The organism is Motiliproteus coralliicola (assembly GCF_003345655.1).
GTDB classification, from domain to species: Bacteria; Pseudomonadota; Gammaproteobacteria; order Pseudomonadales; family Balneatricaceae; genus Motiliproteus; species Motiliproteus coralliicola.
Genome location: NZ_QQOH01000001.1, coordinates 504,152 through 530,874, shown reverse-complemented (window position 1 = coordinate 530,874; position 26,723 = coordinate 504,152). Strand labels below are relative to the sequence as shown.

Genomic DNA, 26,723 nt, shown 5'->3' with positions numbered 1-26,723 from the left:
GTGTTTCATCTCTCTTCATGCGCCCAATCAAGAACGCAAACTAACAAAAATTCGGGCACTCCAGCCGAGCACCCGATCTGTATCTGCCAACGCAGATAATTCCCGACGCCTACTCGTCAGATATAGGCGTCAATGATGGTGATTACAGGGCCCGCAAAGCGGCAACCACGGCCTCACCCATTTCACGGGTTGAAACCTTCTGCATTCCATCGGAATAAATATCGGCAGTACGCAGTCCCTGATCAAGGACGTTACTGACCGCCTTTTCAATCAAATCTGCCGCTTCCACTTCAGCCAGTGAATAACGCAGCATCATCGCCGCCGACAGGATCGTGGCCAACGGATTGGCGATACCCTGACCGGCAATATCCGGCGCAGAACCGTGACAAGGCTCATACATGCCCTGACCACTTTCATTCAGCGACGCCGACGGCAGCATACCGATGGAACCGGTCAGCATCGCCGCCGCATCCGATAGGATATCACCGAACATGTTGCCGGTAACCATCACATCGAACTGTTTCGGCGCCCGAACCAGCTGCATTGCGGCATTATCGACATACATGTGGCTCAATTCGACATCCGGATAGTCTTTGGCCACCTCATCGAGAATCTCGCGCCAGAGCACGGTGACTTCCAGCACGTTGGCCTTGTCGACCGAGCAGACTTTTTTACCACGCTTCTGGGCCGACTCAAATGCGACCTTGGCGATACGACGGATCTCGGATTCGCTGTAGACGTAGGTGTTGTAGCCTTCGCGCTCACCGTTCTCCAGCGTACGTACGCCACGGGGTTGCCCGAAGTAGATGCCACCGGTCAGCTCGCGCACGATCAGAATATCCAGACCGGCAACGATCTCCGGCTTCAGTGATGAGGCATCGGCCAACTGCGGGTACAGGATTGCCGGGCGCAGATTGCCGAACAGATCCAGCTGCGAACGAATTCCCAACAGCCCTTTCTCCGGACGGATCGCGGTATCCAGCTCGTCCCACTTCGGACCACCGACCGCGCCCAGCAGGATCGCATCGCTGGATTTGGCCTTTTCCAAGGTTTCATCGGGCAGCGGCACACCGGTCGCATCGATTGCAGAACCGCCGAGCAGCGCTTCGTCCAGCTCGAACGCCAGCCCCAGCTTATCCTTGATCTCTTCCAGCACAGCAACCGCTTCGCTGACGATCTCCGGCCCGATGCCATCACCGGGCAGGATCAAAATCTTCTTTGTCATTCGTTGTTCTCCTTAGTACGCAACAACGGCTGAATTAACCAATCAATCTATTGATCAACCAAACAACCAAGGCGCTTGCTGCTTGCGCTTGGCTTCATAGTCACGAATCGAATCCGCATGCTGCAGGGTCAAACCGATATCGTCCAGACCATTGAGCAGACAGTGCTTGCGGAACTCATCAATTTCAAACGCCAGCTCCTCACCATTTGCACGGATCACCACCTGACGCTCCAGATCGATCTGCAGGGTCGCACCCTCGTTGGCTTCCACTTCTTTGAACAGCGCATCGACCTGCTCTTCCGGCAGCACGATCGGCAACAAGCCGTTCTTGAAGCAGTTGTTAAAGAAGATGTCGGCAAAGCTCGGCGCGATCACCGCGCGAATCCCGAAATCATCCAGCGCCCAAGGGGCGTGCTCGCGGCTGGAACCACAACCGAAGTTTTCACGGGCCAACAAGATCGAACAGCCCTGATAGCGCGCCTGGTTCAGGACAAAGTCCGGGTTCAACGGACGACCGCTGCAATCCTGGTCGGGCTTGCCTTCGTCCAGATAGCGCAGCTCATCAAACAGGTTCGGCCCAAAGCCGGAACGCTTGATCGATTTCAGGAACTGCTTCGGGATAATCATATCGGTATCGATATTGGCCCGATCGAGCGGGGCAGCAATGCCCTGATGTTGTGTAAATTTCTGCATGTTAGTTTTCTCCCCCCAGCTTCCGATTAGTCCAGCATCTCGCGCACATCAACGAAGTGCCCGGCCACTGCTGCCGCCGCGGCCATCGCCGGGCTGACCAGATGGGTACGACCGCCAAAGCCCTGGCGGCCTTCAAAATTACGGTTCGAGGTGGAAGCACAGTGTTCCCCCTGGCCCAGCTTGTCGGCATTCATCGCCAGACACATGGAACATCCGGGCTCACGCCACTCCAGCCCCGCCTCGACAAAGATCTTATCCAGGCCTTCCTGTTCGGCCTGCTGCTTGACCAGACCAGAACCCGGTACCACCAGCGCCTGCTTCAGGCTGGCAGCCACCTTGCGGCCTTTGACCACTTCGGCCGCCTCGCGCAGATCTTCGATCCGCGAGTTGGTGCATGAACCGATAAAGACCCGGTCCAGCTGGATATCGGTGATCGCCTGATTAGCGTTCAGCCCCATATATTCCAGCGCACGCTCGATACCCTGCTGCTTGACCGGATCGGACTCTTGGGCCGGGTCCGGCACCTGGGCCGCAACGCCAACCACCATCTCCGGCGAGGTTCCCCAGGTCACCTGAGGTTCGATTTCGGCGCCATTAAGCACGACGACTTCGTCGAACTGCGCATCGGCATCACTGTGCAGCTGCTTCCAGGCCTCAACCGCCTTATCCCAATCCGCGCCCTTGGGGGCGAACGGACGGCCTTCAACATAATCGATAGTGTTCTGATCGACCGCCACCAGGCCGACACGGGCACCGGCTTCGATCGCCATGTTACAGACGGTCATCCGGCCTTCCATCGACAGGCTCTGAATCGCTTCGCCGCCGAACTCGATCGCACAACCGGTGCCGCCGGCGGTACCGATCTTGCCGATGATCGCCAGCACGACGTCTTTAGCGGTCACACCTTTACCAAGCTGACCATCGACCCGAACCAGCATGTTCTTCATCTTTTTGGCGATCAGGCACTGGGTGGCCAGTACGTGCTCAACCTCGGAGGTGCCGATACCGTGGGCCAGGGCCCCGAAGGCACCATGGGTCGCAGTATGGGAATCACCACAGACCACGGTCATACCCGGCAAGGTTGCTCCCTGCTCCGGGCCGACCACGTGGACGATCCCCTGACGGATATCCTGCATCTTGAACTCGGTGATGCCGAACTCGTCGCAGTTGCTGTCCAACGTAGTGACCTGAATCTTGGAGACTGGATCCTCGATACCGTCGACACCGATCTTACGCTCGGCCACGGTGGTCGGAACGTTGTGATCCGGCGTCGCCAGGTTGGCATCCAGACGCCAGGGCTGACGCCCGGCCAGACGCAGACCTTCGAATGCCTGAGGTGAAGTCACCTCGTGCAGCAGCTGGCGATCGATATAGATCAGCGCACTACCGTCTTCCTGCTGACGAACCAAATGATCATCCCAGAGTTTGTCATAAAGCGTCTTACCCGCCATGGTGGGCCTCCTATTCTCATCTCACAGTCATCCCGAAGTCATCTCGGCCGACTGATTCGGTCTTATTCATCGCGCATCTGGCGGTTAAAAAACCCTACAACGCGCGTTTATTTGCAGCCATGGTAAAAGCCGCTTATAAATAACACAAATTCATTTTTTCTATTCAATTCATTCCAGAAAGGAATGCTACTCAAATGGACGCCCACAGCCTCAAAGCCTTTGTCAGCGTGGCCGAAGATGAGTCCTTTTCGGTTGCGGCTGAACGGCTATTTTTGACCCAGCCGGCGATCAGTAAACGGATCGCCAACCTGGAGCAGCAACTCGGCTGCCGCCTGTTCGATCGCATCGGTCGAAAAGTCAGCCTGACCGAACCCGGCCGCCTGTTGCTGCCCCGTGCACGTTCCATTTTATTGGAGCTGGAAGATACTCGCCGACTGTTGTCGAACCGTGACGGACGGATTGATGGCAAGCTCTCGCTAGCCACTAGCCACCACATCAGCCTGCACCGACTGCCGCCGGTATTACGCTCGTTCCACCGACGCCACGCCGAAGTCGAACTGGACCTTCGCTTCCTAGAATCCGAGGTCGCTTACGATGCGGTCCTGAGCGGCGAGGTCGAGCTAGCCGTCATCACCCTGGCCCCCGACCCGGATCCGAAAATCTGCGCCTCCACCAACTGGGAAGACGAGCTCTGCTATTGTTGCGCTGCCGACCATCCGTTAGCGTCAATGGCAGCGATATCCTTGCAGGACCTAACAAACCACCGCGCGATTCTGCCCAGCCACAACACCTTCACTCGCGCGCTGGTCGAACAGCGTTTTGCCGAACAGCAACTCCAGCTACAACTGGGGATCTCCACCAACAACCTCGACACCATCCGAATGATGGTCAGTATCGGTCTGGGTTGGAGCCTGCTGCCCGAGACCCTGCTTGATCCTCAGCTGCATCGTCTGGCATTGACCGACGACCAGATCCGGCGGCCGCTCGGCCTGATTTATCACCGCGATCGGACCCTTTCCAATGCCGCCGAAGCCTTTATCAAAACCCTCAATCAACATAGTCAGAATCATCGCAGCAGTTAATTAAGGTTTTGATATCACCGGCTTGCCCGGTAACATTGAAGAATTAACCAGCACCCGTCGTCGGAGCCATCAGTGAACCCGAGCAACCTGGACCAACTCAACCAATGGCTGGAGCAGCAGCAAGCTCATTGGCGCAGTTTGCTGGGTGATGAGCCGCAACCGGCCGCTGACTGGCAGACGCTGTTCGAGCAGGGCCGCCAACTCAATGGCCAGAGCGCCGAGCTGACCGAAGCGATGATCCGCCAAGCCAAGGGTTTCAGTGACTACGGTGAACGGCTGCTGCAATCGCTCCAGCAGAGCAACCAACCGGATAATCTGGAGCAGATGGTCAAGGCGCTCAGCGCCCATCTGCAGACTCAAGCCGACGGCGCTTTTTACCAACAAACCCAACTGCCCGCACCGCTTCAACAGCTGCTGCAGCAGATGGGGCTGTCGCCGCAACAGTTCAGCAGCTTTCCGTTTCTGCACGACAGGCTCAACCGCAACGCCGAACGACAGCAACAACAGGCCGCACAGCTGCTGCAGGGACTGACCCGTTTCCAGGACGCGCTGCGGCTGTATATCGAACAGCACCACCTGATCAACCAGCAGACCACCGACCGGATGATCGAACAGCTCAAGAACGCCGTCGAGCCACCCGAAAGCTTATCGGCACTGCATCAGATCTGGGTCGACTGCTACGAAGTTAGCTACAAGGAAAAGCTTGAGCATCAGGACTACCAGAGCATCTATGGCGAGCTGACCAACGCCACGCTGCAGATGCAGTGCCTTATCCGTGAATACTGGCAACACGAATACCGCACCTTCGGACTGGTTCCACAACAGGATTACGATCAGCTACTGCAACAGCATCATCAGCTCCGCAAAGCCCACAAGAAGGCCGAGCGTCGCCAACGCAAGATCGAGCAGCAACTCTTTGAGCAGCAACACCTGCTGACACAGCTACAAACTCAACTTGATGCCGCCAACGGTGATGCCGACCAATGAGCCGGATCAAGCTGAACCCAGAACAGCTGCTCGACGAGCTGCAACAACGCGCCAGCAATCTGGTCGAGGGCATGCAGACCCTGCAGCATCTCGATGCGGTCGCGGTGGGTCAGACCGAACATCAGTGCATCTACACCGAAGACCGACTGCGACTGCTCCACTACCCGGCCCTCGACAAGTCCGGCAACCCGGTTCAAAGCAAGCGCCGCCCACTGCTGATCGTCTACGCACTGGTCAACCGCCCCTATATCCTTGACCTGCAGCCGGATCGCTCCCTGATCCGGGCCCTGACCAGCCGGGGTCAACCGGTCTATCTGATCGACTGGGGTTATCCGGTCAGCACCGACGCCTATCTGGATCTGGACGATTACATCAACGGCTATATCGACAACTGTGTCGAACAGGTCAACCTGCATGCCGGTGTTGATCGACCCAACCTGCTAGGTGTCTGCCAAGGTGGCGCCTTCAGCCTCTGCTACAGCGCCATCAACCCGGAACAGGTGCACAGCTTGACAACCCTGGTCACCCCGGTGGACTTTCACACCGACGATAATCTGCTCGGCTATCTGGCCAATCGGGTTGATCTCAGATTGGCCCGCCAGGCCAATGGCAATATCGATGGCGGAATGCTGACCCAGATCTACAAAGCGCTGATGCCGATGCGCCTGGGGCTGCTAAAAGAGTTGAGCATGCCCGCCCAGCTGGCTAACCCTGAGGCGGCAAAGAACTTTCTACGGATGGAGCGCTGGATCAATGACAGCCCCGATCTGGCCGGCACGGCCTGCTGCGAATTCGTCGACAAGTTTTACCATCACAACCGCTTCGTCAATGGCGACCTTCTGATTGGCGATGAAGTGGTGGAGCTGAAAAACTACCAGGGACCGCTTCTCAACATCTTCGCCGCCCGTGATCACCTGGTACCGCCGGCTGCCTCCCGTGCGCTGGCGTCACTGACCGGCAGCCAACAGTATCAAGAGCACGAGCTGAGCGGCGGTCATATCGGTGTGTTTGTTGGAAGACACGCGCAGCAACAACTACCGGACCTGCTTAGCACCTGGATGAAGCAGCAAGGCTGATCCGAGCAGTTAAGCCTCCCACCTCCGTATCCGATGCGCACAAAAAAGCCCTTGCGACGATCATCACAAGGGCTTTTCAACAGGGTTCAGGGTCCGCCTCAACTACCGGACTTGTCCTCTTTGTCATCGCCTTTAGCGGAGGTATTTTGCTCCCCGGCCTGAGCAGCCTTGGCTTCCTCTTCTGAGCCGGGGGTAAACATGTTCCACATCGCCATATTGCTGCCGGCGATGGTGTTCATCATCTTCAACGGGTTGGTGGCGTCGATCATCGACTCCATCTGGGCACGAATCCGATCCTGTTGCGCCAGGAACACGCTGATGCTCTGTTCCAGATACTGGCCCATCATGCCAGCCATGCTGTCGCCATAGAAACGGATCAATTGCTGCAGGACCTGATTGGTCAGCATACCGGAGCCTTCGCCTTCCTGCTCACTGATAATCTGCAACAGAATATTTCGGGTCAGGTCCTTACCGGTTTTAGAATCCTGGACCTGGAAGGGGACGTTCTCAAGTACCAGCTCGCGAACATCGTCAAGGGTGATGTAACAACTACGGGAAGTGTCGTAGAGACGGCGGTTGGTGTATTTTCGCAGTATTCTCAAGCTTACATTTCCTCAGTTAACCAGCCGGACCTAGCGGACTCAGCTTTTGTCTTTTTTGTTCTCGGTTGTGTTGTCGGTTTTACCATCAAAGGGGCTGTAGCCACTCATTAATTGCATCAGTATCCGCTGCATCGGTTCTATCGAACCGCCGGTATAGAGCTTCATCATGGACGTCGGGTCAAAGCCTTCAGACTCGATATTTTCCCTAACCTTGGTCAGCATCTCCTGCTGCAGTTCCTGAACATCAGGCCAACCCAGCACACGCCGAAGCTCTTCGGGAGTTATATCCAGATCGATTCTGAATTTCATAAATAGGCTCCTTTAGGGCTTTTTTGTGCACCTGCTGTAATCTTATACCAAGATTAAGGTCTGACCAATACAGTGCAAAAATCTTGATAACCTACTTTAAGAATAGCAGGGAAAAAGAATTTATCTCTTTAGAATCAAAGCACTGAAAAAAGCACCTTAGTGCCGCTCAACAGCACCTCAATCAAAGCGAGGTTTCAGCCGGGAATCGAATCCAGCGCCAGGCCACAAACCAACCCAACAATGCCGCGCCCGCAGCAAACACGAACATCACCTCACCACCGTACTGATTCCAAACCAGACCGCTGCCGAATGCTCCGATTGCCCCGCCGACACCAAAGCCGAAGCTGCTGTAAAGCGCCTGCCCTTGCCCCTGAATTCGGGAAGGGAAAAAGCGCTGCACCATCGCTATGCCGGTGGCATGCAGGCAACCAAAAGTGACCGCATGAAGACATTGCGCCAGCAGCAGAACCCACAGCTGATCCGGAAACAGCGCAATCAACAACCAGCGCAATGCGCAGGTCAGCATGCCCAGCTGCATCATCAACGCCAGCCCGGTCCAGCGCAGCAGCTGCGGCATCACCACAAACAGCAACACCTCCGCCACCACACCCAACGCCCACAGCAAACCGATCTGGGTCTTGTCATACCCCTGAGCGCTCATATAGATCGAATAGAAGCTGTAGTAGGGGCCGTGACTAAGCTGAATCAGCAGGCAGACGATAAAGAAACTAAGCACTTCCGATCGGCGCAAGATCTGCCAGAAGCCGTGACTACCAGCATTGTCCTGCTGCGATGGTTCGACCGGTCTGACCCAGAGCGCCGACAACCAAACCAGCAACATCAGGCCCCACAAAATCGGGATCAACGCATCGATCGCGACCCGGTCGAAAACCCAGCCCAGCCCGACCACCGTCAGGATAAAACCGATCGACCCCCATAGCCGGATACGACTGTAACTGTGACGCTGAGCTCCGAGCGCGTGAAGGGTAATAACCTCAAACTGCGGCAATACCGCATTCCAGAAAAAACTGAAGGCGAAGATCAACCAAAACCACTGCCAGAAACCCTCAGCCCAGAAAGCGGCGCTGAAAACCCCCAGCGTCATCAAGGCTCCGAAACGGATGATGCGCAGTCGCTGTCCGGTTCGATCGGCCAGCCAGCCCCAAAGATTGGGAGCGATAATGCGGGTACCCATCAGCACCGCCATCAGCGTACCAATGGCGACCTCATCAAAGCCTTCGGATTGGAGAAACAGGCCCCAGAACGGCACGATCGCGCCGAGCATGGCGAAGTAGAACAGGTAGAAGGTCGACAGGCGCCAGTAATCCGCACGCGGCAGCGACATACGACCTCCGGGAATCAGGCCTGGGCAGGAATGACCGGCACGTCGGCGTTTACATCCGCATTCTGGCCCCGGTGACGCAACAGGTGATCCAGCAGCGTGATCGCCATCATCGCCTCGGCGATCGGGGTGGCACGGATACCGACACAGGGGTCGTGACGACCCTGGGTCACCACTTCGATCGGCTCACCGTTGCTGTCGATGCTACGACCCGGCAGGCGCAGGCTTGAGGTCGGTTTCAGCGCCAGGTGGGCGACGATATCCTGGCCGCTGGAGATACCACCGAGTACGCCGCCGGCATGGTTCGACAGAAAGCCTTCCGGCGTCATCTCGTCACGATGCTCGGTGCCCTTCTGCTCGACCACGGCAAAGCCATCACCGATCTCAACCCCCTTAACGGCGTTGATGCTCATCAGCGAGTGAGCCAGCTCGGCATCGAGTCGGTCGAAGATTGGTTCACCCAAACCCACCGGTACGCCGGAGGCGACCACCGAGATCTTGGCGCCGATCGAGTTGCCCTCTTTGCGCAGTGCATCCATGTAGTCTTCCATCTCCTTCACCTTGGCGGCGTCGGGACAGAAGAATGGATTTTGATGTACCTGATCCCAGTCGTGGGATTCCACCTTGATCGGCCCAAGCTGGGACAGGAAGCCTCGAATCTCTACACCCAAACCCGCTAGCGCTTTCTTGGCGATCGCCCCGGCGGCTACCCGCATCGCGGTCTCGCGGGCGGATGAACGGCCACCGCCACGGTAATCCCGAATACCGTACTTCTGCTGGTAGACATAATCGGCATGGGCCGGTCGGAAGGTATCTTTGATATTGGAGTAATCCTTGGAGCGCTGATCGGTATTCTCGATCAACAACCCAATCGGCGTACCGGTGGTCTTGCCTTCGAATACACCCGACAGGATCTTCACTTCGTCGGCTTCGCGGCGCTGGGTCGTATGGCGCGAAGTGCCGGGCTTGCGGCGATCCAGATCGGCCTGCAGGTCTGCCTCGGTCAATTCGATCCCTGGAGGACAACCATCGACGATGCAGCCCAGGGCCAAGCCATGGCTCTCGCCGAACGTGGTGACGGTGAAAAGTTTACCGATACTGTTTCCAGACATCTTCTACTCCGATTGCCGCTGCAACAGCGGTCAAAAACAAAATTCGATTATAGGTTTAACGGCCTGTTTCAGGCTTCAGGGTAGCGGCCAGCTGCCGCAAGTCGTAGGCGGTGATCATGAAAATCCCGTTACCGCCTTCGGGTAGTTCGGCCCAGATAAACGGTGCATCGGGCAACTGCTGGCACAACGCCACTTCCGAGTTGCCCACCTCAACCACCAACAGGCCGTCGTCGCTCAGATAATCACCAGCCTGGGCCAGAATCCGGTAACAGATATCCAACCCATCGGCCCCGGAAACCAGCCCCAGTTCGGGCTCATGCTGGTACTCGGCCGGCATCGAGTCGAAATCCTGCTGGTCCACATAGGGTGGGTTACTGACAATCAGCTGATACTGCTGCCGGGGCTCCAGAGAATCAAACAGGTCCGATTGCAACGCCCGGGCACGGGACTGCAGGCCATGACGCTCAATGTTGCTGCAACACACCGCTAGCGCATCGTCCGACAGATCCAGCAGATCCACCTGCGCCTTTTCGAACAACTGCGAACAAGCCAGACCAATACAGCCACTGCCGGTGCACAGGTCCAGCACTCGCTCCACCTCCACCCCATCAAGCCAGGGAGCAAAACCCTGCTTGATCAGCTGTGCGATCGGTGAGCGTGGTATCAGCACCCGCTCATCGACATGGAACGGCATATCGCAGAACCAGGCTTCGCCGATCAGATAGGGGGCGGGAATCCGTTCTTTGATACGGCGCTGGAACAGATCCAACAGCTGCTGCTTTTCGCTATTGAGCAGTCGGGCATCCAGCGCTTCGGGGCTGACGTCCCAAGGTAGACCGGCGGCGAACAACACCAACTGCACCGCTTCGTCCCAGGCATTATCGGTCCCATGACCGTAGAACAGCCCGGCGCGCCGAAAACGGCTGACACCGAGTCGAATAAAATCCCGCAGGCTATGCAATTCCTGGATGGCCGGATCGATGGCACTCATAGACGGTTACCGCTGCTACCCATCATGGCCGCTGATCGGCCGCGATTCAAAGGGGCACTATCTTAATGAATCCGATGCCAAATCGCCATGCGAAGGTCGTTAGTGACGCAGCCGTTGACTGAACTGTCTCTGCCCCCAGGGTCTAAACTTAAGATATCCCCTGTCAGTAGGAGCCTGTTATGAAATCAGCTTCGACTTACCGGGCTCGGCAACCGGATCGGCACGGCCTGATCGAGTATCCGGATGAAGAGAACCAGACCTGGCAACGGCTGATGGAGCGACAACTGCCGATCCTGCCCGGTCGCGCCTGTCCCGAATACCTCGACGGCCTCGAGCGGCTGCAGCTACCGGTCGACCGCATTCCCCAGTTACCCGAAATCAACCGGGTGCTGGAGCGCTGCAGTGGCTGGCAAGTCAGCCCGGTGCCGGCGCTTATTTCATTCGATAAGTTCTTCGAACTGCTGGCCAATCAGCGTTTTCCAGTGGCCACCTTTATCCGCCGTGCCGACGAGATCGATTACCTGCAGGAGCCGGATATCTACCACGAAATTTTCGGTCACTGCCCGATGTTGACCCACCCCCGCTTTGCCGAATTCACCCAGACCTACGGCCGGCTCGGCGCCAAGGCTAACCCGCAGCAACGTGCCTTTCTGGCCCGATTATATTGGCTGACGGTGGAGTTTGGTTTAATCCGTACCGACGATGGCATTCGTATTTACGGTGGCGGCATCCTGTCATCCCATGCCGAGACACTCTACTGCCTGGAGCAACCGAAACCCGATCCCGAGGCTCGACCTATTCATCAGGATTTTGATCTGCAGACCGTACTGCGGACCCCTTATCGTATCGATATCCTGCAGCCGATCTACTTCGTCATCAACAATCTGGACACGCTCTGGCAGCTCGCCAGACGCAATCTGCTCGACGATGTTGCCAAAGCGCAACAGCGAGGTTTGTTGGCACCGTTATTTGAGCCGGTCAAGGCCAGCTGATCAAGGCACTGATCGAGGCATGGCTCCTCGGATCACTTCTCAGCGATCACGCCCCGACGCAGCTGATCCAGCTCGATCGAATCAAACAACGCCTGGAAATTGCCCTCGCCAAATCCCTGATTGCCCTTGCGCTGGATAATCTCGAAGAAGATCGGACCGATCACCGTATCGGTGAAGATCTGCAGCAATAGATCCTCATCGATCTTATCCAAAGCTTCGCCGTCGATCAGTATCCGATTGCGTCGCAGCCGCTCCAGGTCTTCACCATGTCCCGGCAGACGGCTATCAATAGCCGCAAAATAGGTATCCGGCGTGTCCATAAAACTGACCCCACGGGCGCGCAGCTGCTCGACGCTGGCGTAGATATCGTCACTGGCCAGGGCGATATGCTGAATCCCCTCACCGTTGTGTTGACGCAGATACTCGGCGATCTGACTCTGATCGTCGCTCGATTCATTGATCGGAATCCGGATCTTGCCGCACGGACTGGTCATCGCGCGTGAATGCAGTCCGGTCAGTTTCCCTTTGATGTCGAAATAACGGATCTGACGGAAATTAAAATACTGTTGGTAGAAGCTGGCCCATTGGTCCATATGGCCGCGCTCGACGTTATGGGTCAGGTGGTCAATCAACGTCAGTCCGGCGCCGACCGGATGCTGATCGACCCCGTCGATCGGGACAAAATCGATATCATAGATATCACCTCGGTCGCCGTAACGGTCCACCAAATAGATCAACGACCCTCCGATCCCCTCAATGGCGGGAATACAGAGCTCCATCGGTCCGGCACCGGATTCAACCGTCCGCAGCCCCTGCTGGGTCAGTTGCTCGATCGCCTTGGCCGCATCCTTGACTCGGAATGCGATCGCATTGGCACTAGGGCCGTGACGCAGGCTGAAGCGAGCGGGTTGACCTTGGTGCTCTGCGTTCAGAATAAAATTGATATCCCCCTGCCGATAGAGCGTCACAGCTTTGCTGCGATGCTGAGCGATAGCGGTGAAGCCCAGCTGCTCGAACAGTCGGGCCAGTTGCTGTGGATCGGCGGAGCTGTACTCGACAAATTCGAACCCGTCGGTACCCATCGGGTTTTCCCAAAGTTCAATCATGTTGTGCTCTCCTGTGTTCCAACCCCGGTTATCAATTTAAAACCCGCGTTTCGTTAATAGATCGCTTTACTCGAACTCCTGCTGATGCAGCCACTGGGCGTGTCGAGGCGCCTTCTTAGTCTGCGACCACTCCTCGAGCATCAAGGGCGCGACCCGTTTGAGTTCATCCAGCTGTTCTTGGGTGCCGGTGCGGCAGGTCAGCTCCAATCGATGACCATTGGGATCGAAGAAATAGATCGAGCGGATAATGCCGTGCTCAACCGGCCCCAGCACCTCCAGTCCTTGCTGCTCCAACTCGGTTTTGGCCGCCAGCAACTCGGTCTCATTGCTCACTTCAAAGGCGATATGCTGGCACCAGACCGGGGTGTTCGGATCACGTCCCATGGAGGGCTGAGTCGGCAGTTCAAAAAACGCCAGAATATTGCCCTGCCCGGCATCCAGAAAGACGTGCATGTAGGGGTCCGGCTCTTTGGTTGAAGGAACCCGGTCCTCGGCGATGGCCACCAGAAATTCCATCCCCAGGGTCCGCTGGTAGAACTCCACCGTCTCTTTGGCATCGTTGCAGCGATACGCCACATGGTGGATCTGTTTCAGTTCGATCAAAACGAAGTCCTCCCGTCTTGCCCGTTAATCGGCTCTGTAACACTTGCACGGCACTAACGCAGTGCTGTCGCCATTACCTCTCGCAAGCGAGCCCTCTGTAGGGTTAGAGCGCAAGCCGTCCAGGCAGTTCGGCTACCCGACACCGTCAGACGGCATCGGGTTGCTGCTCTGGTGCCGCTTGGTGGAAAGCCTCCAACGACATACAGTGCTGCTCTATCTCCAGCAACCGAGGCAACGACGATAAGTCCAGCTCATAGCGATGGGCGTTATAGAGCTGGGGAATCAACAACAGGTCGGCCATGCTGACCGAATCCCCCACACAGAACCGTCCCTTCGAACACCAATCCTGCGGCGCCTGCGTCAGCATGGCGTCAAACTCACTCAGTCCCAACTGCAACCAGTGTCGGTACCAGTGTGCATTCTGGTCACTGTCGTGCTCTCCCCAATCGCTCAGGTAACGAAGCACCCGAAGATTATTCAACGGATGGATATCGCAGCCGATCAGTTGCGCCAGCGATCGCACCCAGGCACGCCCTTCGGCAGATTCTGGGAGTAACGGCGGCTTCGAATAGCTCTCATCCAGGTACTCGATAATCGCCATCGACTGGGTCAGCACCCGCCCATCGTGAAGCTGTAGCGCCGGTAGTCGATGCTGCGGATTAAGCCGATGGTAGTGCTCGCTGAACTGCTCCCCACCGTTGTTCAGCAGGTGAACCGGCAGCAGTTGATAGTCGAGTTGCTTCAAATTCAGGGCGATCCGCACCCGGTAGGCCGCCGAGGATCGCCAATACGAATAGAGTTTCATGATTGATCGCCTGGCCAATATTTCGAACATTTTAGAGGTTCGACTACAGTTATTTTAGACAATCCACCAAATCGTTCCGGTTTCTACAGCAACCGGATAGATTCAACGGCTGCCAGCAGCCCGGGGGGCCCCATGAAACTCGCCACGCTGATTAAGGATGCCAACGGAAATAGCCTGGGTAGGGATGGCCAACTGGTGATTGTCAGCCGAGATCTAACCCGTGCACAGCCGGTGCCGGAGATCGCCCCGACCCTGCAGGCGGCATTGGATAACTGGCAGCATATGGAACCCGAGCTACAACGCCGCTTCACCGAATTCGAGCAAGATCCAACGGCCGGTGAAACGTTTGATCCAAAACGTTGCGGCGCCCCGTTGCCCAGGGCCTACCACTGGGCCGATGGTTCAGCCTACCTCAACCATGTCGCCTTGGTTCGCAAAGCCCGTGGTGCCGAGATGCCGCCCTCCTTCGAGCAGGATCCACTGATCTATCAAGGCGGCTCGGACATTATGCTCGGGCCAACGGCACCGATAATCGGCGACCCTCGCTGGGGGATCGATTTTGAAGCCGAAGTAGTGGTGATCACCACCGATCTGGATCAGGGCTCAACCCCCGACCAGTGCGAATCCGCCATTGCGCTACTGACGTTGGTCAACGATGTGTCGTTGCGCAACCTGATCCCTAATGAATTGGCCAAGGGGTTCGGTTTCTATCAGTCCAAACCCGCCAGTGCCTTCGCGCCTGTGGTGCTGACGCCGGATGAACTGGCTCCGCACTGGCAAAGTGCAAAATTGAATCTGCCGCTAAGGGTCTGGCTCAACGACCAGCCGTTCGGTTATCCCGATGCCGGTGTCGACATGAATTTCAATTTCGCACAGTTGTTGGCCCACTGCTGCAAAACCCGGGCACTGGGCGCCGGCACCCTGCTCGGCTCCGGGACCGTGTCTAACAAACAGCAAGGACTCTGGGGGTCGAGCATTGTCAACGGCGGGGTCGGTTACTGCTGCCTGGCGGAGCTACGGATGTACGAGGCGATCGAACAGGGACAACCGAGCACGCCTTTTCTAGGCGACGGCGACCGGGTTCGGATCGAGATGACCGATCAAAACGGGATGTCGCTATTCGGCACCATCGAACAACAGGTCGTCGCTATTGAAGCAAGCTGATGGATAAACCGACTCAAAATGACACTCAAACAACAATGCACTTTCAATCTGCCCGGCGATAAAATAGAGTCGCCCCGGCGATTGATAAAGCCATTCTGAGTTAACCCTTTCAAACACACGCACAACCGACCATGTCCGATCACAACGACAACGACAGCCAACATGATGATGATTTCATGTCCCTGATGGGGGGCGAGATGAAGGGGCTGGTCAGGCATAAAAATGATCGGGCGGACCTGAAACCCAAGGGGACCTCTCAGCAGAACCAAAGCACCGAGTACCGTCGTCAAGCGGCCCAGCAACAACAGGCCCAGCTGGTCGATGGCCTCAGCGACGAGATCAAGCAATTGGTCGATTCGGAACAGGAGCTGATCTACGCCCGCGACGGGGTACAGCTGAACCTGATGAAGAAGCTGCGCAAAGGTCACATCCCCTGGCAGCAGGGACTGGATCTACACGGCTACAGCATCGACCAGGCCCGCGATGAACTAAGCCATTTCCTGAGGGACGCTCAGCGCAAAGAGCTACGCTGTGTCATCGTCGTCCACGGCAAAGCCCTGACCGATGAGGGCACCCCGCCGATCATCAAGTCCTACGTCAATGACTGGCTGCGCCAACTGCCCCAGGTACTGGCCTTCGTTTCGGCCCAGCCCCAGGACGGCGGCACCGGAGCACTCTATGTGTTGCTTAAACGGAACAGGGACTAAACTGTTACCAACCCGCTCAAAAAGCTTTACCTAATCCTACTAAACGCGTAAGTTACGCCCTTTTTTGTCGGTCGATTTTTCCATGAAAGACGCATTTGCCAACATCATCGAAGCCTGTGGTGAAGACCTCCAGCGTGACGGTCTGCAGGACACCCCCGAACGTGCCGCCAAGGCCTTCAAATACCTGACCCGTGGCTATCAACAGACCCTCGATGAAGTCGTAAACGGCGCCCTGTTCGAATCCGACAACTCCGAGATGGTGCTGGTCAAAGATATCGAGCTGTACTCGCTGTGCGAGCACCACCTGTTGCCGTTTATCGGCAAGGCCCACGTCGCCTATATTCCGTCCGGCAAGGTGATCGGTCTATCCAAGATCGCCCGTATCGTCGATATGTATGCGCGTCGGTTGCAGATTCAGGAAAACATGACCAAGCAGATCGCTGACAGTATCATGGAAGTGACCGGCGCTGCCGGTGTCGGCGTGGTCATCGAAGCCAAGCACATGTGCATGATGATGCGCGGTGTCGAAAAGCAGAACGGGGTAATGAAAACCTCGATGATGACCGGCCTGTTCCGCAGCAACCAGGCAACCCGCAGCGAGTTCCTATCGCTGATCAACTGATAAGCCACACGCTCATCATACGAATCCACCCGGACCTAAGCCGCCTGGGTGGATCGGACTCCGCTACCGGCATTGCTATCACCGTTCTTCCCGTCAGCGTTTACTGATACTGCCTCAGGGTCAGCGTGTCTGCCCGGTGCACGAACTCGATCTCTTTCAACACGCTCATCCCCAGCAGCACCTGGCGTCCGGGCATATTCGGCACCAACGCGGCGCGAACTTCCTGCACCTTGATATCCCCGATCGATACGCTATTGAGCTTGGTCTCATAGGCCGTGGCTGTACCGTTCGCGGTCACCACTCTCTGGGCTCGTCCCGGAGTCAGGCCAAGCTCTTGCTGAAGTTCATCGGGTATCGCTACGTATGTGGCTCCAGTATCGATCAAAAAGGTTACCGGACGGCCATTGATGGCTCCGCTGACCAGATAGTGTCCCTGACGATTGCCTTTCAACGCCACCTCGACCACATTGCCCACTCTGGCGCTTTGAGGACTGGCATTGGGATTGAACAGATGTTGCTGCCAGCTATCGAACCCCAGGGTCAACAGCGCCAGCAAACCAAGCCAAAATAAAATCAGCATCGATTTACCAACGCGTGGTGCTAAGGGTGTCTTATCCATACTTGCCGCCGTCTCTGCTAACCGGATTTTTCTCGACATACTGACTTCAGCTTAATTCAATCGAGCTAATACTGTTCAGACCACCAAATTGTCACATCATTCGCTTTAAACTATCTATTTGAGAGAACAGCCATTTCGTTATTAACTGTTCTTCAAACAGACGCCAAGCTGTCATCTCGATGTCACACTCAAAATCTAACGTCTTGCAGCGCAACCGAGTCAAATAGCCTAAATCGATAACGGCTCGGACCTTAAACCGATAGAGATAAATGAGACGTTCAACATGAGCTACGAAAATTCATATGACCTCTGCAGCAACCTGAACAAGGAACAGGACTCGGAGTTTACTCGAATGACCGACAAGGCTGTCAGCCGTCGCGGTTTCCTGGGCGGCATGGGCGCGCTGAGTGTTGGTGCGTTCATCGGTCTGACTCCGATCGCTCAATCGGTTAAGGCCGCCATGGGGACCACCGTCCACAGCCAGTTGATCGGTTTTAAGCCGATTCCAGCCAGCACCGCCGACAAGGTCGTCGTTCCTGAAGGTTACAAGGTCACCAACCTGATCTCCTGGGGTGACCCGATCTTTACCAATGCGCCCGAGTTTGACCCCTCAGGGAAGGCACCGGCTGCCGATCAGGCGCTCCAGTTCGGCGATAACACCGACGGCATGAGCCTGTTCCCGCTCAGCGATGACCGTGCCGTACTGGCCGTCAACAACGAGTACACCAACAACGACCTACTGTTCGCCCACAAAGGCGAGAAGATGACCGCGGACGATGTGAAGAAAGCGCAAAACGCCCACGGTGTTTCGGTCTTTGAAATCACCAAGACGGCCGACGGTTGGCAGGTCGACCGCAGCGGTAAGCTTAACCGTCGTATCACCGCCAACACGCCGATGCAGCTGACCGGACCGGCTGCTGGTGATGCGCTGCTGCAGACCGAAGCTGACCCTACAGGCACCGAGGTATTGGGTACTTTCAATAACTGCGCCAATGGTGAAACCCCTTGGGGCACCTACCTGACCTGCGAAGAGAACTTCCACGGCTACTTCGGCACCGCCGATGACAGCTACGAGGTCCCGGCCGCCCAGCAGCGTTACGGCGTCAAGCCCGCCGATAAACGCTACCAGTGGAGCAAATTCGACTCACGCTTCGATCTGGCCAAGAATCCGAACGAGCCGAACCGTCACGGCTGGGTGGTCGAGATCGATCCGATGGATCCGGAATCCAAGCCGCTCAAGCGTACCGCCCTGGGTCGTTTCAAGCATGAGAACGCCGCCCTGATGATCGACAACAGCGGTCACGCCGTGGTCTATCTGGGTGACGACGAACGCGGTGAGCACCTCTACAAGTTCGTCTCCAAGGGCAAGTACAACCCGAATAACAAAGCCGCCAATCGCAATCTGCTCGAAGAAGGCACCCTCTACGTGGCTAAGTTCCACGCCGATGCCGGTGAGCTGAAGGGGAAAGGTAAGTGGATTGAGCTGAGCTTCGGTAAGAACGGTCTGACCCCGGAGAACGGCTTCAACAGTCAGGCCGAAGTGCTGATCCACACCCGCCTGGCCGCAACCCAGGTCGGCGGAACCACCATGGACCGCCCGGAGTGGGTTGCGGTTCATCCGAATAAGTCCAGCGCCTGCTGCACCCTGACCAACAACAAAAACCGCGGCAATAAAGATAACCAACCTGTTGGTGGTCCGAACCCGCGCGCTGGCAACAAGTACGGTCAGATCGTTCGCTGGACTCCATCCAACGGCGATCACACCGCTGCTGAGTTCGACTGGGACCTGTACGTCATCGCCGGCAACCCTGCCGTTCATGCCGGCGGCCTGCAGGCCGGTACCAGCAACATCACCCGCGAGAACATGTTCAACAGCCCAGACGGCCTGGGCTTTGACCAAGGCGGCCGCCTGTGGATCATGACCGACGGCAAGTACTCCAACAAGGACGACTTTGCCGGTATGGGCAACAACCAGATGCTGTGCGGCGATCCGCAGACCGGTGAGATCCACCGTTTCCTGGTCGGCCCTATTGCCAGTGAAGTCACCGGCCTGACCTTCTCACCGGACTACAAGACCATGTTCGTTGGCATCCAGCATCCGGGCGAGAAAGGCAAGCCATCCCACTTCCCGGGTGGCGGCGACAGCAAGCCTCGCTCGACCGTGGTAATGATCACCCGTGAAGACGGCGGCGTCATCGGCGCGTGAGCAAGTCCTGATCGATTGATCATTGAAAAAGGGGCCGAGGCCCCTTTTTTGTTATCTCTACCGAGTTTCTGCGATAGGCTGGCAGCGCTGATTCAGACTTTCATCGGTTGCACCACCGGCTGGTTTATCGGCAGTTTGATCGTAAATGTGCTTCCCTCACCGAGCTTCGATTGAACGCCCAGTTTTCCTTTGTGCTTTTCGATGATCCCGTAAGAAACCGAAAGCCCAAGTCCTGTACCTTTTCCAACCGGTTTGGTGGTAAAGAACGGGTCAAATATCTTGCCGAGATGTTCCGGCGCTATCCCCTTGCCGGTATCGGAAACTTCGATTCGGATGCAGTCAGCTTCGTGCAGGGTTCGGATCGTGATCACCCCCTTCTCTTCGATGGCGTGGGAGGCATTCATCAACAGATTCATAACGACCTGGCCGATCTCCGTATTAATACATTCCACCTTGGGTAATGGGGAGTACTGTTTTTCAATCTGGCAATGGTATTTCAGCTCGTTCCAGACGATGTTGAGGGTGGTATCGATCTCGGCGTTGATATCTACCGCCTCCATCGCCGCAGGACTGGATCTGGACAGACCTTTCAGGCCAGTCACTATCCGTCTAATTCGGAGAATACCTTCCTGCGTCTCGTTAAACAGATCGGTCAGATCCTGGGTGAGAAAATCCAGCTCGTACTGCTGTTCAAATGTGCTGATTTTTAACCGTAACTCATCGCTAGGCTGGGCTTGGCCAACGGCTGATTTAGTCTGCTGATACAGCTGAACCAGATCATCGAAATAATTCTCCAGCGTGTTCAAGTTGCTGCCGATAAACCCCATCGGATTGTTGATCTCATGGGCAACCCCTGCAGCCAACTGCCCGATCGCGGCCATCTTTTCCGATTGAACCAGTTGATCCTGAGCCATCTCTAACTCGCTGATCAGGGCAGCCTGGTCTCGACTCTTCTGGAGCAGCTCCAGTTCGGTTTGCTTTCGCTCACTGATATCCCTGACGATCCCTATCGCTTGCCATTGCTGGTCGAGGTTGACGCTGTTAATCGACAACTCCACCGGTATCGACTCACCGGATTTAGTCAACCCGACAACCTCGATCACCAACCCGACAACACTACCCTGCCCGGTGTTTTGAAAGTGTGGAAAGGCACGCTGAAATTGTTGACGGTCCTTGTCGGAGGTAATCAACCCATGGAGCTCTTTGCCCTGCACTTCCCGTTCGGTGTAGCCGAAGATACGCGTTGCTGCCGGGTTCCAATAGCGCACCTTCCCTTGTCCATCGATCAGAATCATCGCGTCTTGGGCTGCTGCGGCCATACCTCGGAACAGCGCCTCGCTGTATTCGGCTCGATGTTTATCGTCGAGCGCCTTTTCCCGACTTTGCTTGATCTTCTCGTAAGCCTTACTCAGTTCACCGGTTCGTTCGGCCACCTGTTCCTCAAGACGCTGATTGCTGCGCTGTGACACCGCCAAGATCCGTCGTTGAAACAGGGTCTCACGCCGAAACAAGAATCCGGCTGTAAACACCATCATCACGACACTGGATGAGATGGCAACAAGGAATATGGCACTGTGAAGAAAGGTTTCGTGGATATCGTCGAGATAGACTCCGGAGCCGATCACCCAGTCCCAGGGCTCAAACAGCTTCACGAAAGAAACTTTTTCCGCCGACTCTGCGCTTCCCGGCTTGGGCCAGACATAGCTGACAACTCCCGACCCTTGTTCGGTCAACAGCCGATGCATCTCTCTGAACAGGTATTTGCCGTTCGTGTCCTGCACCTCATCCAGATTGACGCCCAACAGCTCCTGACTGAAGGGGTGCATTACCATTCGCGACTGAAGATCATGAATCCAGTAATAGTTACCACCGTCATAGCGCATAGATTGAAGCGCCTCGACGACTCGGGTTTTGGCCTCGGTTTCCGTCAACGCCCCTTCGTGATGCTGCTCATGGTAGTGCTGCATCAGCGTGTAGGCAGTCTCTACCAGTTGCTGGGTCTGCTGCTGTTTCTCCTGTTTCAAAGCCAACTCTAGCCCAACCAGAGAGAACACTGTGACGATCAAGAAGCCGGCCAGAACACCGGACAGTACGATCCAAAGGTTACGTGTCAGAGCCCGCTGATCCATACGACTCCCTCTCTGTCCACTCTGTTCCTTAAACTATTAGCCCTAAACCCAATCTTAGTCAGGTTTTGGTAAAAAACCCTTTGCTTTTCAGTATATAAATAGTCCCATAGCGGCTATGGTTATAGCCATGTCTTGTGAACACAACTCTCTGGGCAGCCATGGTTAGGGTCGGATTATTCAAGCAAGTGCTGAGCGCTGTGCTGGTGGTGGTGATCAGTTTAGTGTTGATTGGCTGGCTGAGCGCACGTCACTATGCCTTGGAGCGCGCAGGGGAGCAGCTCGAAAGTTCGATCCAGGCGGATTTAAAACGGCTGGCTCAATTCTCCAACCATTGGTTGAGCACCAGCCGCTCATTTCTTGAGTACAGTGCCGCTACCGAAATTGTTCATTCGATGAACACGGAACAACTCAAAGAGGCCATTCAACACCTGGCGAAGTTTATCCCCACCAGCAATCTGTCTATGGTGCTGAACCGCCAAGGGGTGAGTATTGCCCGTAGCGACGGACAACCCGGCCGCAACTATTCTAACCAGCCTTACTTCAAGGCGATATTTCATCAACACAAGCCCTTTGCTTTTCAATTGACCATCGATAAAAACAGTGGCGAATATATGATGTGGCTGGCGGTACCGATCACGGAAACCTCCGGGTTGCCGCAAGGTGTGCTCGTCTCTTCCATCGACCCACGTGCGTTCCAATCGCAAGTAAAATCACTCTTTGCCGACAGTCAGCGCGACTACCTCGTCTTAGCTTCAGATTTGAGCGTAGTGGCTTCGACGGCCCATCCAAAGGCGACCAATTCTGTATTCGATCTGCAAGGCAGCGCCTATCCCGAGTGCAACCTCAGCGGCACTACCCGGTTAGTCACTAACCAGCTTTACGAACCCCGCTGGGGCAGAGAGATCCTACTGACAGGCTGTCATCTGGAATCTGGCTGGCAGGTTTTGGTTGTCGAGGATCCGCTGATAACGGCGGCCGTAGGTCAACAGGTCGACCGCTGGGCCATGCTGGCACTGGTATCACTGCTTGGCGTCGCCTTTCTCAGCAGCCTAATCCTCACCCGGCTTGTCATCAGTCGACTCAACCAACTGGGAAATCAAGTGGTTAGCGCCTCCATTTCCGGCGCTCGCATCAGTCAGGAACAAGACCATACCGATGATGAATTCACCCAGTTTAGACAGACCGTTTCTGTGGCCATGTACGGCCAGCGGTTACTGAACCAGTTAATCCAATGCTCCTATGATTCCCAGAATCTGGAGTCGTTCGTTCATGAATCGCTCGAGTTGATCAACACCGCCCCTTGGGTTTCTCAAGCCAGTTGTGTCCAACTGTTTATTACCCTCACCGACGACCCAGACCTGTTTCATAACGCGCGAATCACGGCATCGGGTTTTGACGTCCAAGAGATCATTTTTGAGCAGCTAGAGAGTCAAATCTGTGACTGTATCGCCACCAATCAGCTCGTGCATAAAGTCACCGATTCAGGCACCGATTCGTATGCTTTTCCGATCTATCTGGACAATATGTCCGGCGCCTGTTTTTACATAGAGTTCAGCCAAAGCTGGCAACTCGACGATCAACAGACGCATTTCACCCTGACGTTTTTGGATATCTTCGCTTCGGTCATCAATCACCTGAATGCCCGCTTCTCATTGCAGCGTCAGGAAGAATTAACCCACCAGATTATCGACAATTCAGATCTCACCATTGTCGTGCGCTCTCTGGCCGGCGAAATAACCCTTTGCAACAAGGGGTTTGAACGACTCTACGATGTTGACCGCAGTATTTACCGCCACTTTATGAGCGACATGCTGAGCGCGGATCAGCAGTTCCAACTGCAACAAAACGACGAAATCGTGATTTTCAAAGGGATTCCGGTTAACTACGACGAAACCATCGAGCTGGAAAATGGCGACACTGTCTACCTTCAAACCGTCAAGTTTCCGATCAAAGACGCCAATAACAAAGTGACCGGTATCGGCTCGGTTTCTACCGACATCAGCTCACGTTTACAGATGGAGAAACAGTTACAAGCGTCCTACCACAATCTGGAAGAACAGGTGCTGAAGCGGACCCGGGATCTGCACGATAGCAATAAAGAGTTGACCAAGCAGAAAGTCGAACTTGAAAGCCTTATACAAAAACTCGAAGAAGCCCAAACCCAACTGATTCAAGCCGAAAAACTGGCCTCTATTGGTCAGTTAGCCGCAGGCGTCGCCCATGAAATCAACAACCCTGTAGGGTTTGTTAATTCCAACTTGGGTAGCCTGCAAAAGTACGTCGACAATATCATTCAGTTGATCAATAAATATGAAGCCATCATTCCCGAGCTATCTGACTCTGTTGCCAAGGATATTGCTGAAACCAAAGAACAGCTCGATTTTGACTTCGTGATCGAAGACGTTCAGGAGTTGATCGACGAATCTATCGAAGGCCTGGAGCGGGTTAAAAAGATTGTGCTTGATCTAAAAAGCTTTTCTCGCGCAGACCAGGGCGATTGGGAAGAAGTTAGCCTGCACGACTGTCTGGACTCTACCCTGAACGTGGTCTGGAACGAGCTGAAATACAAAGCAGAGTTAGTTAAGAACTATCAGGATATCCCGCATATCATCTGCAACGCATCGCAAATTAATCAGGTCATCATCAATTTGCTGCTCAATGCCGCGCAAGCGATCGAGGACTTTGGACAGATCAGCATCACAACCGGACATAACGACGACGGCGTCTGGCTGGAGGTCCATGACAACGGTTCCGGCATTCCTGAGCATATACAGTCTCGGGTGTTCGATCCGTTTTTTACAACCAAGGATGTCGGTAAAGGGACCGGCCTTGGGCTGTCGGTGAGCTATAACATCGTACAATCCCATGGCGGAGATTTATCCTTCAAGAGCACCCAGGGAGAAGGCACCTGTTTCCGGCTCTGGCTCCCCCTCGTTCCACCGGCAAATAAACCGACTGAGCCAAGCACTCACCAACAGACTGGGTCAGAGCCCACGGGTAAAGGAGTAAAGGACAATGAGTCAACAGCTTGAAGCCAACCCGCATAGCACCGAGGATGCCAAGATGCAGAAAAGATATCGGTTGCTGTTTGTTGATGACGAACCCAATGTGCTCAGTTCACTGCGGCGACTGTTTCGCCCCTTGGGTTTCCAGATTTTTTTAGCGGAAAGTGGTTATCAGGGCCTGGATATTCTCGAAGAGCAAAGCATCGACTTGATCATTTCCGATATGCGAATGCCCGGTATGGACGGCGCCGAGTTCTTTGAAAGAGTGGAGGATAAATATCCCGACATTCCACGCTTGCTGCTAACCGGCCAGGCGGATCTGGAACAAACCATCTCGGCAATCAACAAAGGTAAGATCTCCCGTTACACATCCAAGCCCTGGGATGACAACGAGCTGATTTTAACGGTCAATGAGTCGTTGAAAATCCGGCAACTGATGATCGACAAACAGAATCTGACCAAGTTGACCGAGTCTCAGAACAAGATGCTCAAGGGCATGAATCAGGAGCTTGAAAAACGCGTAGAGGCTCGTACCGCTGAGCTGAAGCAAACTGCAGAGATGCTGGAGTTGTCATTTACTCAGCTGAACGATAGTTACCTGAACATTATCCGGGTTTTTTCCAACCTGATCGGTATGCGCGAATCGTTAGACGGCCGCTATACCAAGCAGGTCGCCGATATGTCTAAGCGTCTGGCCAAGGCCAAGGGGCTAGACGAGCACGATATCAAAGAGGTCTACATGGCGGCCTTGCTGCATGAGATCGGTAAATTGGTACTCCCCGACAGTATTGTCGACCGCCCGGTCTACAATCTAGACAGAAAAAGCCGCGGTCAATATCGCCGCCATCCTCTGATGGGGCAACACGCCCTGATGGCAGTAGAGGCCCTTCATGACGTTGGTAAGTTGGTCCGTTGTCATGAAGAGAAATGGAACGGCAGCGGCTTTCCCGATGGCCTGTCCGGAGAGAGCATCCCGCTGGGTGCCCGAATTATCGGTATCGCCAACGACTACTTCGGCTACCTCTATGGCAGATTGCACCGTGAACGGCTCTCCCCCCTCCAAGCACTGGAGTTAATGGTCAGTGAAAGCGGCGCACTCTATGACCCGGAATTGATCAATCTGCTTAAGGAAGATGTACGCCAACAAAAGACCGAAGTGCTCCAACCCCACGAGCGTAAACTCAGCACCGATAAGCTCACCCCCGGGATGCGTCTATCCAGAGATCTGTACAACAGCGCTGATATGCTTTTGCTGACCAAACGCCGGGTATTGAATACGACACTGATCGAGAAACTCAGGGCCATCGAACACTCTGACGATGTCCCTTTCGAGGTCTATGTCTATGAGGAGTTGGCCAAATGAACATCCTCATCGTTGACGATGACCGCCTGGTCGTCTCCTCGTTGAAGCGACTGTTCCTGCAGCAGGGGTGGATGCCCGAGGGATTCTGCTCGCCAATCGAAGCGTTGGAGCAAGCCGGCCGGATTAAAGCCGATGTGGTGATCTCGGATTTGAAAATGCCGGAAATGGACGGTATCGCCTTCTTGAGCGAGTATCGCTTGCTACAGCCGGAATCTGTTCGAATCCTGTTGAGCGGTCATGCCGACACCCGCGGCCTGATCGCCGCCATCAACAAAGCAGAGATCTACCGTTTTATCACCAAGCCTTGGCAGGACGACGAACTCTGTCTTTCGATCCGTAAGGCCTATGAACACTTCCAGCTTGAACACGAGCGAAACCAGCTGTTGGCAAAGCTGAAGACTCAGCAGGAGGTGATGGGCCAGCAGCTGTCAGAACTGCAGCGGCTGGAAAAAGAGTGTCAGGGGATCACTCGGGTTAACTGGGATAGCGATGGAAGTATCCTGATCGATCCGGACGACTATAGCTAAAGGAA

The 26,723-nt window shown here is 55.3% G+C and carries 24 protein-coding genes; 11 read left to right on the top strand and 13 right to left on the bottom strand.

The genetic code is table 11. The features are described from left to right. Positions 1-142: 142 nt before the first annotated feature. From leuB to leuC, 3 genes are read right to left on the bottom strand one after another with little or no spacing between them, the layout of a single operon-like run. Positions 143-1,225: a 3-isopropylmalate dehydrogenase gene (gene leuB / locus DV711_RS02440; protein WP_114694053.1), complete on the bottom strand. Its 1,083-nt coding sequence runs from the start codon at positions 1,223-1,225 to the stop codon at positions 143-145. A 54-nt stretch (positions 1,226-1,279) separates the two neighbouring features. Then, positions 1,280-1,918 carry a 3-isopropylmalate dehydratase small subunit gene (gene leuD / locus DV711_RS02435; RefSeq protein ID WP_114694052.1) on the bottom strand — a complete coding sequence of 213 codons (639 nt, stop codon included), beginning with the start codon at positions 1,916-1,918 and terminating at the stop codon, positions 1,280-1,282. Positions 1,919-1,944: 26 nt separating this feature from the next. Next, positions 1,945-3,369 (bottom strand): 3-isopropylmalate dehydratase large subunit, encoded by a 1,425-nt coding sequence (gene leuC / locus DV711_RS02430; RefSeq protein WP_114694051.1) that lies wholly within the window; start codon positions 3,367-3,369, stop codon positions 1,945-1,947. Positions 3,370-3,563: 194 nt separating this feature from the next. Here leuC and DV711_RS02425 point away from each other — a divergent pair, with 194 nt between their 5' ends. From DV711_RS02425 to phaC, 3 genes are all read left to right on the top strand, one after another. Next, positions 3,564-4,451 (top strand): LysR family transcriptional regulator, encoded by an 888-nt coding sequence (locus DV711_RS02425; RefSeq protein ID WP_114694050.1) that lies wholly within the window; start codon positions 3,564-3,566, stop codon positions 4,449-4,451. A gap of 72 nt (positions 4,452-4,523) precedes the next feature. Next, positions 4,524-5,438, top strand: coding sequence for a poly(R)-hydroxyalkanoic acid synthase subunit PhaE (locus DV711_RS02420; RefSeq protein ID WP_114694049.1), 915 nt, complete (start codon positions 4,524-4,526; stop codon positions 5,436-5,438). Continuing rightward, entirely contained in the window at positions 5,435-6,514 is a 1,080-nt protein-coding gene (gene phaC, locus DV711_RS02415; RefSeq protein WP_114694048.1) for a class III poly(R)-hydroxyalkanoic acid synthase subunit PhaC, read from the top strand. The genes DV711_RS02420 and phaC overlap by 4 nt, the downstream gene beginning before the upstream one ends. A 98-nt stretch (positions 6,515-6,612) precedes the next feature. On the opposite strand, the gene phaR is transcribed toward phaC, so the two are convergent. The 5 genes from phaR to prmB all read right to left on the bottom strand — a co-directional run bounded on the left by phaR (position 6,613) and on the right by prmB (position 10,870). After that, positions 6,613-7,116 (bottom strand): polyhydroxyalkanoate synthesis repressor PhaR, encoded by a 504-nt coding sequence (phaR, locus tag DV711_RS02410; protein WP_114694047.1) that lies wholly within the window; start codon positions 7,114-7,116, stop codon positions 6,613-6,615. Positions 7,117-7,155: 39 nt separating this feature from the next. Continuing rightward, complete coding sequence (locus DV711_RS02405; RefSeq protein ID WP_114694046.1) at positions 7,156-7,425, bottom strand: hypothetical protein; 270 nt, start codon at positions 7,423-7,425, stop codon at positions 7,156-7,158. A gap of 181 nt (positions 7,426-7,606) precedes the next feature. Next, complete coding sequence (locus DV711_RS02400) at positions 7,607-8,770, bottom strand: MFS transporter (protein ID WP_114694045.1); 1,164 nt, start codon at positions 8,768-8,770, stop codon at positions 7,607-7,609. 14 nt (positions 8,771-8,784) lie between these two features. Next, a complete protein-coding gene (gene aroC, locus DV711_RS02395; RefSeq protein ID WP_114694044.1) occupies positions 8,785-9,879 on the bottom strand; it encodes a chorismate synthase in 1,095 nt (364 codons plus the stop codon). 55 nt (positions 9,880-9,934) lie between these two features. Further along, on the bottom strand, positions 9,935-10,870 hold the full coding sequence (prmB, locus tag DV711_RS02390; protein WP_114694043.1) for a 50S ribosomal protein L3 N(5)-glutamine methyltransferase: 936 nt from the start codon (positions 10,868-10,870) through the stop codon (positions 9,935-9,937). Positions 10,871-11,049: 179 nt separating this feature from the next. Here prmB and phhA point away from each other — a divergent pair, with 179 nt between their 5' ends. Further along, the gene (phhA, locus tag DV711_RS02385) at positions 11,050-11,862 is read left to right on the top strand and encodes a phenylalanine 4-monooxygenase (RefSeq protein ID WP_114694042.1); all 813 of its coding nucleotides are present in this window, start codon (positions 11,050-11,052) and stop codon (positions 11,860-11,862) included. 32 nt (positions 11,863-11,894) lie between these two features. Here phhA and hppD read toward each other — a convergent pair whose 3' ends face one another. The 3 genes from hppD to maiA form a co-directional block, all read right to left on the bottom strand. After that, positions 11,895-12,968 (bottom strand): 4-hydroxyphenylpyruvate dioxygenase, encoded by a 1,074-nt coding sequence (gene hppD / locus DV711_RS02380; RefSeq protein WP_114694041.1) that lies wholly within the window; start codon positions 12,966-12,968, stop codon positions 11,895-11,897. Positions 12,969-13,034: 66 nt separating this feature from the next. Further along, positions 13,035-13,571, bottom strand: coding sequence for a VOC family protein (locus DV711_RS02375; protein ID WP_114694040.1), 537 nt, complete (start codon positions 13,569-13,571; stop codon positions 13,035-13,037). Positions 13,572-13,716: 145 nt separating this feature from the next. Then, complete coding sequence (gene maiA / locus DV711_RS02370; protein ID WP_114694039.1) at positions 13,717-14,376, bottom strand: maleylacetoacetate isomerase; 660 nt, start codon at positions 14,374-14,376, stop codon at positions 13,717-13,719. Between the two features lie 132 nt (positions 14,377-14,508). Between maiA and DV711_RS02365 the strand changes: the two genes are divergently transcribed. From DV711_RS02365 to folE, 3 genes are all read left to right on the top strand, one after another. Further along, entirely contained in the window at positions 14,509-15,540 is a 1,032-nt protein-coding gene (locus DV711_RS02365; RefSeq protein WP_114694038.1) for a fumarylacetoacetate hydrolase family protein, read from the top strand. Positions 15,541-15,671: 131 nt separating this feature from the next. Further along, positions 15,672-16,247 (top strand): Smr/MutS family protein, encoded by a 576-nt coding sequence (locus DV711_RS02360; protein WP_114694037.1) that lies wholly within the window; start codon positions 15,672-15,674, stop codon positions 16,245-16,247. 82 nt (positions 16,248-16,329) lie between these two features. Further along, positions 16,330-16,869 carry a GTP cyclohydrolase I FolE gene (gene folE / locus DV711_RS02355; RefSeq protein ID WP_114694036.1) on the top strand — a complete coding sequence of 180 codons (540 nt, stop codon included), beginning with the start codon at positions 16,330-16,332 and terminating at the stop codon, positions 16,867-16,869. Between the two features lie 100 nt (positions 16,870-16,969). Here folE and DV711_RS02350 read toward each other — a convergent pair whose 3' ends face one another. Continuing rightward, complete coding sequence (locus DV711_RS02350; RefSeq protein WP_114694035.1) at positions 16,970-17,449, bottom strand: retropepsin-like aspartic protease family protein; 480 nt, start codon at positions 17,447-17,449, stop codon at positions 16,970-16,972. A gap of 322 nt (positions 17,450-17,771) precedes the next feature. Between DV711_RS02350 and DV711_RS02345 the strand changes: the two genes are divergently transcribed. Next, on the top strand, positions 17,772-19,694 hold the full coding sequence (locus DV711_RS02345; protein ID WP_114694034.1) for a PhoX family protein: 1,923 nt from the start codon (positions 17,772-17,774) through the stop codon (positions 19,692-19,694). A 92-nt stretch (positions 19,695-19,786) separates the two neighbouring features. Here DV711_RS02345 and DV711_RS02340 read toward each other — a convergent pair whose 3' ends face one another. Next, complete coding sequence (locus DV711_RS02340; RefSeq protein WP_114694033.1) at positions 19,787-21,823, bottom strand: cache domain-containing protein; 2,037 nt, start codon at positions 21,821-21,823, stop codon at positions 19,787-19,789. 185 nt (positions 21,824-22,008) lie between these two features. On the opposite strand from DV711_RS02340, the gene DV711_RS02335 reads away from it, so the two are divergent. Genes DV711_RS02335 through DV711_RS02325 form a run of 3 tightly spaced genes read left to right on the top strand, consistent with a single transcriptional unit; the run spans position 22,009 to position 26,718 of the window. Beyond that, positions 22,009-24,855 carry an ATP-binding protein gene (locus DV711_RS02335; RefSeq protein ID WP_165839972.1) on the top strand — a complete coding sequence of 949 codons (2,847 nt, stop codon included), beginning with the start codon at positions 22,009-22,011 and terminating at the stop codon, positions 24,853-24,855. Continuing rightward, positions 24,839-26,191: a response regulator c-di-GMP phosphodiesterase, NosR family gene (nosR, locus tag DV711_RS02330; RefSeq protein WP_114694031.1), complete on the top strand. Its 1,353-nt coding sequence runs from the start codon at positions 24,839-24,841 to the stop codon at positions 26,189-26,191. The genes DV711_RS02335 and nosR overlap by 17 nt, the downstream gene beginning before the upstream one ends. Continuing rightward, complete coding sequence (locus DV711_RS02325; protein WP_114694030.1) at positions 26,188-26,718, top strand: response regulator; 531 nt, start codon at positions 26,188-26,190, stop codon at positions 26,716-26,718. Before nosR ends, DV711_RS02325 begins: the two co-directional genes overlap by 4 nt. Positions 26,719-26,723: the final 5 nt, after the last annotated feature.